At 58.8% G+C, this 7,959-nt stretch carries 10 protein-coding genes and 1 pseudogene; 10 read left to right on the top strand and 1 reads right to left on the bottom strand.

The window, feature by feature from the left end; translation table 11 throughout:
- From AC1DLB_RS06090 to AC1DLB_RS06045, 10 genes and pseudogenes are all read left to right on the top strand, one after another.
- Positions 1 to 509 (top strand): ABC transporter permease subunit (locus AC1DLB_RS06090; RefSeq protein WP_477784731.1); only part of this gene is annotated, 509 nt, incomplete at its 5' end.
- Entirely contained in the window at positions 506 to 1,762 is a 1,257-nt protein-coding gene (locus AC1DLB_RS06085) for a high-affinity branched-chain amino acid ABC transporter permease LivM (RefSeq protein WP_477784730.1), read from the top strand. The genes AC1DLB_RS06090 and AC1DLB_RS06085, both read left to right, overlap by 4 nt.
- Positions 1,759 to 2,526 carry a high-affinity branched-chain amino acid ABC transporter ATP-binding protein LivG gene (gene livG / locus AC1DLB_RS06080; RefSeq protein ID WP_018926895.1) on the top strand — a complete coding sequence of 256 codons (768 nt, stop codon included), beginning with the start codon at positions 1,759 to 1,761 and terminating at the stop codon, positions 2,524 to 2,526. The genes AC1DLB_RS06085 and livG overlap by 4 nt, the downstream gene beginning before the upstream one ends.
- Complete coding sequence (locus tag AC1DLB_RS06075; protein WP_018926896.1) at positions 2,527 to 3,228, top strand: ABC transporter ATP-binding protein; 702 nt, start codon at positions 2,527 to 2,529, stop codon at positions 3,226 to 3,228.
- A 214-nt stretch (positions 3,229 to 3,442) separates the two neighbouring features.
- On the top strand, positions 3,443 to 3,847 hold the full coding sequence (locus AC1DLB_RS06070) for an antitoxin Xre-like helix-turn-helix domain-containing protein (RefSeq protein ID WP_019647893.1): 405 nt from the start codon (positions 3,443 to 3,445) through the stop codon (positions 3,845 to 3,847).
- Entirely contained in the window at positions 3,841 to 4,533 is a 693-nt protein-coding gene (locus AC1DLB_RS06065; RefSeq protein ID WP_026345678.1) for an RES family NAD+ phosphorylase, read from the top strand. The genes AC1DLB_RS06070 and AC1DLB_RS06065 overlap by 7 nt, the downstream gene beginning before the upstream one ends.
- Positions 4,534 to 4,749: 216 nt before the next feature.
- Positions 4,750 to 5,055 (top strand): BufA1 family periplasmic bufferin-type metallophore, encoded by a 306-nt coding sequence (locus AC1DLB_RS06060; protein ID WP_018926899.1) that lies wholly within the window; start codon positions 4,750 to 4,752, stop codon positions 5,053 to 5,055.
- A 26-nt stretch (positions 5,056 to 5,081) separates the two neighbouring features.
- Positions 5,082 to 5,879 carry an MNIO family bufferin maturase gene (gene bufB / locus AC1DLB_RS06055; protein ID WP_477784729.1) on the top strand — a complete coding sequence of 266 codons (798 nt, stop codon included), beginning with the start codon at positions 5,082 to 5,084 and terminating at the stop codon, positions 5,877 to 5,879.
- Positions 5,821 to 6,456: pseudogene (locus AC1DLB_RS06050) on the top strand (HvfC/BufC family peptide modification chaperone); the annotation flags it as partial. The gene bufB and the pseudogene AC1DLB_RS06050, both read left to right, overlap by 59 nt.
- Entirely contained in the window at positions 6,453 to 6,932 is a 480-nt protein-coding gene (locus AC1DLB_RS06045; protein ID WP_111455058.1) for a DoxX family protein, read from the top strand. The pseudogene AC1DLB_RS06050 and the gene AC1DLB_RS06045, both read left to right, overlap by 4 nt.
- 41 nt (positions 6,933 to 6,973) lie before the next feature.
- Here the strand turns inward: AC1DLB_RS06045 and AC1DLB_RS06040 are convergent, their stop codons facing one another.
- Positions 6,974 to 7,888: a LysR family transcriptional regulator gene (locus tag AC1DLB_RS06040; protein WP_019580939.1), complete on the bottom strand. Its 915-nt coding sequence runs from the start codon at positions 7,886 to 7,888 to the stop codon at positions 6,974 to 6,976.
- Between the last annotated feature and the right edge of the window lie 71 nt (positions 7,889 to 7,959).

Genomic DNA, 7,959 nt, shown 5'->3' with positions numbered 1-7,959 from the left:
GCTTCAGCTTCGGTCCAGGCGGCGCACAGGAAGTGCTGATCTCCTACATGCAGATCCTGGTGTTCGTGGTGACCCTGGTGGTGATGCTCTGTCTCACCCAGTTCATCTCGCGTTCACGTCTGGGACGCGCCTGTCGGGCCTGTGCCGAAGACATCAAGATGGCCAACCTGCTGGGAATCAACACCAACAACATCATCGCCCTGACCTTCGTCATCGGTGCCGCCCTGGCGGCCGTGGCGGCAGTACTGTTGAGCATGCAGTACGGCGTGATCAACCCTAACGCCGGATTCCTGGTAGGCCTCAAAGCCTTTACCGCGGCGGTGCTGGGTGGCATCGGCAGCATTCCGGGCGCCATGCTCGGTGGTCTGGTGCTGGGGGTAGCCGAAGCATTCGGCGCCGATATATTCGGTGACCAGTACAAGGACGTGGTGGCTTTCGGCCTTCTGGTCCTGGTGCTGTTATTCCGGCCAACCGGCCTGCTGGGTCGTCCGGAGGTTGAGAAAGTATGACTAGGAATCTTAAACAGGCGCTGTTCAGCGCCCTGCTGGTATGGGCCGTGGCCTATCCGGTACTCGGCCTGAAACTGTCCATCGCCGGGATCAACCTCGAAGTGGAAGGCGCCAGCACATCCACGCTGATCATCATCGCCACCTGCTCGGTGCTGATGTTCCTGCGTGTGCTGTTCGACCGCGAATACTCGGCGGCCATGAGCTCCGTGCCCAAGGGCAAACTGATCCCGGCCAGCGCGAGCCACTTCCTGACCCTGCCGACCACCCAGCGCTGGATCATCATGGCGTTGATCGTCGTGGCACTGGTCTGGCCGTTCTTCGGTTCACGCGGTGCGGTGGACATCGCCACGCTGATCCTGATCTACGTGCTGCTCGGCCTGGGCCTGAACATCGTGGTCGGTCTGGCCGGCCTGCTCGACCTCGGTTACGTCGGCTTCTACGCCGTGGGTGCCTACAGCTATGCGCTGCTGTCGCACTACTACGGGCTGAGCTTCTGGATCTGCCTGCCGATCGCCGGCCTGATGGCGGCCACATTCGGCTTCCTGCTCGGTTTCCCGGTGCTGCGCCTGCGCGGTGACTATCTGGCGATCGTGACCCTGGGCTTCGGTGAGATCATCCGTCTGTTCCTGCGTAACCTGACGGGCCTCACCGGCGGACCGAACGGCATCAGCAACATTCCCAAACCGTCGCTGTTCGGCCTGACCTTCGAAAGAACGGCCACCGAAGGCATGCAGACCTTCCACGAGTTCTTCGGCCTGACGTACAACCCGGTCAGCAAGGTGGTTTTCCTCTACCTGGTGGCGCTGTTGCTGGCACTGTTCGCGCTGTTCGTGATCAACCGCCTGCTGCGCATGCCGATCGGCCGTGCCTGGGAAGCCTTGCGCGAAGACGAAATCGCCTGCCGTGCCCTGGGCCTGAACCCGACCGTGATCAAGCTGTCGGCCTTCACCCTGGGTGCCTGCTTCGCTGGTTTCGCCGGTAGCTTCTTCGCCGCGCGCCAAGGGCTGGTCACGCCGGAGTCGTTCACCTTCATCGAGTCGGCCACCATCCTCGCCATCGTGGTGTTGGGCGGCATGGGCTCGCAGTTGGGCGTGGTTCTCGCGGCTGTCGTGATRATCCTGTTGCCCGAACTGATGCGTGACTTCAGCGAATACCGCATGTTGATGTTCGGCGCCTTGATGGTGCTGATGATGATCTGGCGTCCTCAAGGTCTGCTGCCCATGCAACGTCCTCACATGGAGCTGCGTAAATGAGCAGAGAGATCCTGAAAGTAGATGGCCTGAGCATGCGCTTCGGCGGCCTGTTGGCGGTCAACGGCGTAGCCTTGAGCGTCAAAGAGAAACAAGTGGTCTCGATGATCGGTCCCAACGGCGCCGGCAAGACCACTGTATTCAACTGCCTGACCGGGTTCTACAAACCCACCGCCGGCACTATCCAGCTCAACGGTGAAGCGATCGAAGGCCTGCCCGGCCACAAGATCGCCGGCAAAGGCGTGGTGCGGACTTTCCAGAACGTGCGGCTGTTCAAGGACATGACCGCCGTGGAAAACCTGCTGATTGCTCAGCACCGGCACCTGAACACCAACTTCCTGGCAGGCCTGTTCAAGACCCCGGCGTTTCGCCGCAGCGAACGCGAGGCGATGGAATACGCCGAGTTCTGGCTGGAAAAGGTCAACCTCAAGGAGTTCGCCAACCGCCCGGCCGGCACCCTGGCTTATGGTCAGCAGCGCCGCCTGGAAATCGCCCGCTGCATGATGACCCGTCCAAGCATCCTCATGCTCGACGAACCGGCCGCCGGCCTCAACCCGCGGGAAACCGACGACCTCAAGGCGCTGATCGGCACCCTGCGTGAAGAGCATAATGTGACGGTGCTGTTGATCGAACACGACATGAAACTGGTCATGAGCATTTCCGACCATATCTTCGTGATCAACCAGGGCACACCGTTGGCCAACGGCACGCCGGAGCAGATCCGCGACAATCCTGAAGTGATCAAAGCCTACCTGGGGGAAGCGTAAATGCTGCAGTTCGAAAACGTTTCCACCTTCTACGGCAAGATCCAGGCGCTGCACAGCGTCAACGTCGAAGTCCGCCAGGGCGAGATCGTGACCCTGATCGGCGCCAACGGTGCCGGCAAGTCGACCCTGCTGATGACCCTCTGCGGTTCGCCGCAAGCCCACAGCGGCAGCATCCGCTACATGGGCGAAGAGCTCGTCGGCCAGGACTCGTCGCAGATCATGCGTAAAAGCATCGCCGTGGTTCCGGAAGGCCGTCGGGTGTTTGCCCGCCTGACCGTGGAAGAAAACCTCGCCATGGGCGGGTTCTTCACCGACAAGGGCGATTATCAGGAACAGATGGACAAGGTTCTGGGACTTTTCCCACGCCTGAAAGAACGCTTTGCCCAACGCGGCGGCACCATGTCCGGCGGCGAACAGCAAATGCTCGCCATCGGCCGCGCGCTGATGAGCAAGCCCAAGCTGCTGCTGCTTGACGAGCCATCGCTGGGCCTGGCACCGATCATCATCCAGCAGATCTTCGACATCATCGAACAACTGCGTAAGGACGGTGTGACGGTGTTCCTGGTGGAGCAGAACGCCAACCAGGCCCTGAAAATCGCCGACCGTGCCTACGTGCTGGAAAACGGCCGGGTGGTGATGAGCGGGACCGGTGAAGCGCTGTTGACCGACCCGAAAGTACGCGAAGCGTACCTCGGCGGTTAAGCCTTTGCGGTAAACAAAAAACGGCCTTCGGGCCGTTTTTTTGTGCCTGGCACAAACCTCACCGAAGGCCGCTCCTACGGGGCTGTGTATCTTTAGCACAACCTGAATGATAAAGAAGAAGCCCTGTCGGAGGAGCCCCGCCTCATAAACGTCATTGATCTATAGAGTCATCTTGCATATATTTGTATCTACAGACAAACAACAAGTGATCAACATGACAGCAACCTCCCAGGCACAAGGATTCACCAAAGACCAGTGCGTGACTGGTTTGCGAGCAGCTGTAGGCATACTCGAAAAGTGGCAGGCATCGGGCGATCAGGCCTGTCGTATCCTGCGCATTTCCCGCAGTACGTACTCACGGGCAAAGCAACGCGATCCCGATTGGTCCGTAAACCTGGATTCAGACCAGATGCAGCGCATCAGTTTTATTCTCAACATCCATGCCGCTCTGCGTCTTGTCTTTGATAACCCTGAGAACGTCTATGGTTTTCCGACGATGGCGAACGAAAACGAGTTCTTCAACGGGCGTACCCCGCTCGAAATCATGTCCCAGGGGGATATGATTTCCTTGTACGAGACGTTTCGGCGGATCGACGTGCTGCGAGGCGCACAATGGTAATGGTGAGCCAGTTGCCAGTATTGGCCGGTGAGCAGTTGCAGGCCTACCGATTGATCAATTCAAAGTTTCCGCCCATTGCGTTGTTTGACGACGTGGCGGACGCGAACGAATTTGATGTTCTGTATCAGATACAGGCCCTCACAAATCCGAGGCTGCAAAATGAGGTAGGTCGGCTTGAGCTGATACCGCGTGCGGAAATTCCCTTTGGCATCCCTGGATGCTCTTATGCGACAGCCCCTTTCACCCACGTCAACCCAACTGGCTCGCGTTTCAGCGATGGCAGTTTCGGCGTGTTGTACTTGGCTGCCTCGATGGAAACTGCTCTGGCTGAGGTACAGCATCACCAAAATCAGTATTGGTCGAATGTCCAGAGTCTCAATTACGAGAGGTTTGTTTTCCGGGGGTTATCCTGCACTTTCGTTGACGAAGCAATGAGGGATGCCGTATCCATTCCGATGCACGATCCTATCTACGATCCCGTCGACTACACGCACTCACATCGCTTGGGTAAGGCAGTCAAGGATGCAGGGGGCCTTGGCCTGCGATACAACTCCGTGCGTATGCATGGCAACTACTGCTGGGCGCTGATGACTCCCAGACCAGTCTCATCAGTCATTCAAACAGCCCACTACGAGATGATCTGGAACGGTCAGATCACTAGCGTTAATAAAATCAGCATTGCATGACTGTCTTATCGGCGCGATAGCACGAATCCGTTGTCAGTCAGCATCAAGGCTAAATGTCATGACGCTATCGCGCGCCCTCCCACAGGGGATTGATGGTGTTTTGAGGATTTTTGAAAAAAATCTGCAGTCAGCTGTAACACCCCGCCCTGTCGTTTCTCTAGAGCGGTAAGCAAGCACAAACGCTTGCCATACCAAGCTCAATTTCGGAGAAACATCATGACTGCTACCACCCGCACCCTGTCCGCCACCGCCCTGGTTCTGGCACTTGGTTCTGCCCTGAGCATCGCCGCTGTCTCCACGGCCCATGCCGCTGACGCCAACATGGAAAAATGCTTCGGCGTGGCCATGAAAGGTCATAACGATTGCGCCGCTGGTGCTGGCACCACTTGCGCTGGCACCGCYAAAACCGACTACCAGGCCAACGCCTGGAAGCTCGTCCCCAAGGGCACCTGCGCCACCACAATGAGCAAGACCTCGCCAACCGGCTTCGGCCAGATGGAAGCCTACAAAGCCAAGTCGTAATCAGCCCCCCAGCCAGAGTGTCGACCATGAACCATTCATTCTCCGGGCTCCCGCCCCGCTCCGGGCTGGGGCTCAAGACCGAGCACTTTCGTGAAGTGCTCGGTGCACAACCGGACATCGGTTTCTTCGAAGTCCACGCCGAAAACTACATGGTGGCCGGCGGCCCGTTTCATCATTTTCTGGGATTGATCCGCGAGCAGTATCCGCTGTCGCTGCACGGTGTTGGCCTGTCCATCGGTGCCGAAGGTCCGCTGGATGGTCAGCACCTGCAAAGGCTGGCCGCGCTGATCGAGCGCTATCAACCCCACTCCTTTTCCGAACACCTGGCCTGGTCCAGCCATGGCCCGGTGTTTCTCAATGACCTGCTGCCCCTGGCCTACGACGCGCCGACGCTGAACCGTGTCTGCGAGCACATCGATCAGGTACAGAACACCCTCAAACGCCCGATGCTGCTGGAAAACCCGGCGACATACCTGGCGTTCCAAAACTCGACAATCGATGAAGCCGACTTCATCAGTGAAGTCATTCGCCGCACCGGCTGCGGCCTGCTGCTGGACGTCAACAACGTTTACGTCTCCTGCATCAATCACCAAAGAGATCCGCGGGCCTACATCGACGCCCTGCCACTGCACGCTGTGGGAGAGATTCATCTGGCGGGGTTTGCCGAAGACACCGACAGCCTTGGTGACCGACTACTGATCGACGATCACGGTGCGCCCGTCGATAACGCGGTGTGGGCGCTGTACTCGCAGGTGCTGGAGCGGGTCGGCCCGATTCAACGCCTTGGCCGACAGCTATCCGGTGGTTATGCAGTTGGTCGGTGATGAGTTTTTCCGGGCGATGGCAGGGTTGTATGTGCAAAGTTGCCCACCGCAAAGCCCGCTCATCAACGACTACGGCAAGGACTTCGCCGAGTTCATTGACAGTTTTGAACCGGCAGCCAGCGTGCCTTATCTGGCCGATGTGGCGCGGCTGGAGCGCTTGCGCGTTCAGGCCTATCACGCCGCTGATGCGCAGCCTTTGGGCCATGAGCAAATCGCCGCCGTGCTGTCGGACCCACAGGCACTGAGCGAGCTGACGCTTGGGCTTCATCCCTCCCTCAATCTGCTGACTTCAGCCTTCGCCGTGGTCGCAATCTGGGCGGCGCATCAACAGGACGCGACGCTGGCCGGGATCGACCTCGGCCACGGGCAAAACGCGCTGGTGCTGCGTAACGAACTGGAGGTTGAGGTCTTCGCCATCGACCACGGCGCCAGAATCTTCATTCAGAGCCTGCGACTCGGCCAGCCCCTGAGCCAAGCGCTGGAAAACGCGCCGGCCTTCGATCTCAGCCAAACCCTGGCGCTGCTGATCAGCCACAACGCCATCACTCATTTACACCACAACCAGGTATCGCCATGAACACAAACCCCATTACCCGCGCCATCACGCTGCTGGAAAAAATCCCCCACAGCCTGATCGCCTTTATCGCGCGTTTTTCCATTGCCGCGGTGTTCTGGAAGTCCGGGCAAACCAAGGTGGAAGGCTTGGCCATCGACTTGATCGACGGCACCTTTGAACTCGGTGTGCCAAGGCTGGCGGACTCGACCATTCCGTTATTCCAGAGCGAATATCACCTGCCGTTGCTCTCCCCGGAACTGGCGGCGCACCTGGCGGCCTTCGCCGAGCATTTCTTTCCGATTCTGATCCTGATCGGCTTCGCCACACGCTTTTCGGCCCTGGCGCTGCTGGGTATGACCCTGACCATTCAACTGTTCGTGTACCCCGATGCGTATCCGACCCACGGCACCTGGGCGGCGGTGTTGCTGTACTTGATGGCGACTGGACCTGGCAAGTTGTCGATCGATCACCTGATTGCCCGGCGTTACGCCCGCTGATACCAACCTCAGAACTCCCATAAAGGTTGTGTGGTGAGACGTTATCGTTGAAGCCGATCCAACGCCTCACCACTGCGCTTGAACCAACCGATCAAATAGTCCGCCAGCACTTGGGTACGCTTCGGCAACCCGCCCTGATACGGATGCACCAGATACATCGGCATGCTGCGGGTTTGATAATCACGCAGGAGCCAGCGTAAACGTCCATCAGCCAATTCCTCTTGCAACAGATACGACGGCAAACGCGCAATGCCCGCACCGGTCAGTGCAGCTTTCTTCAAGAGGTTGTAATGGTTGCTGGCGAACGGACCCGACACACGCACCCGCGTTAATTCGTGCTGTTGGTGATAGAGCCATTCTTCGCGACCGCTGTAATGGCTGTTGAGCAGGCAGCGGTGTTCGGCCAGTGCCTGAGGCGTCAGCGGCTCACCGAATCGCTCAAGATATGCGGGGCTGGCACAGGTCATTTCGTGCCAGGCCAGCAGCGGTCGGGCGACCAGGCGTTCGTCGTTGGCCACTTCCGAGCGGATCGCCAAGTCAAACCCGTCCCGGGACAAGTCGCGGTAGTGGTTGTTGAGCTCCAGCTCGATCTGCACCTCGGGGTACTGCCGGGAAAACTCCAGCAGTGCGCCATCAAAGAACGTTTCCCCCAGTGAAACCGGCACCGTCATCCGCACCGGGCCGGCCATGTCGTCTTTCAGCCGCGCCAACGCCTGACGCGCACGCTCCACTTGCACCACCAGCGCCTGGGCTTGCGGCAACAACGCCGCACCCGCCGCCGTCAGGCTCAAGCGACGTGTGGTGCGTTGCAGCAACACCACGCCAAAGCGCGTTTCCAGCAGGCTGATGCGCTTGGAGAGTTGCCCCTTGCTGCAACCCAGTTGTTGGGCGGCCAGGGTGAAACTGCCCGCCTCAATCAATACCGCGAACGCCGCCAGATCGTCCATTTCACTCATGGATTGTTTCCATTTGAAAACCAAAGGTTGCCCATTAGCACGCTTATTTATAAAAAAAACCACACTAGACT

Source organism: Pseudomonas sp. 05N434, from assembly GCF_056396965.1.
Note: the sequence above shows the minus strand (reverse complement) of the source record. Positions and strands in the feature narration are given on the sequence as shown.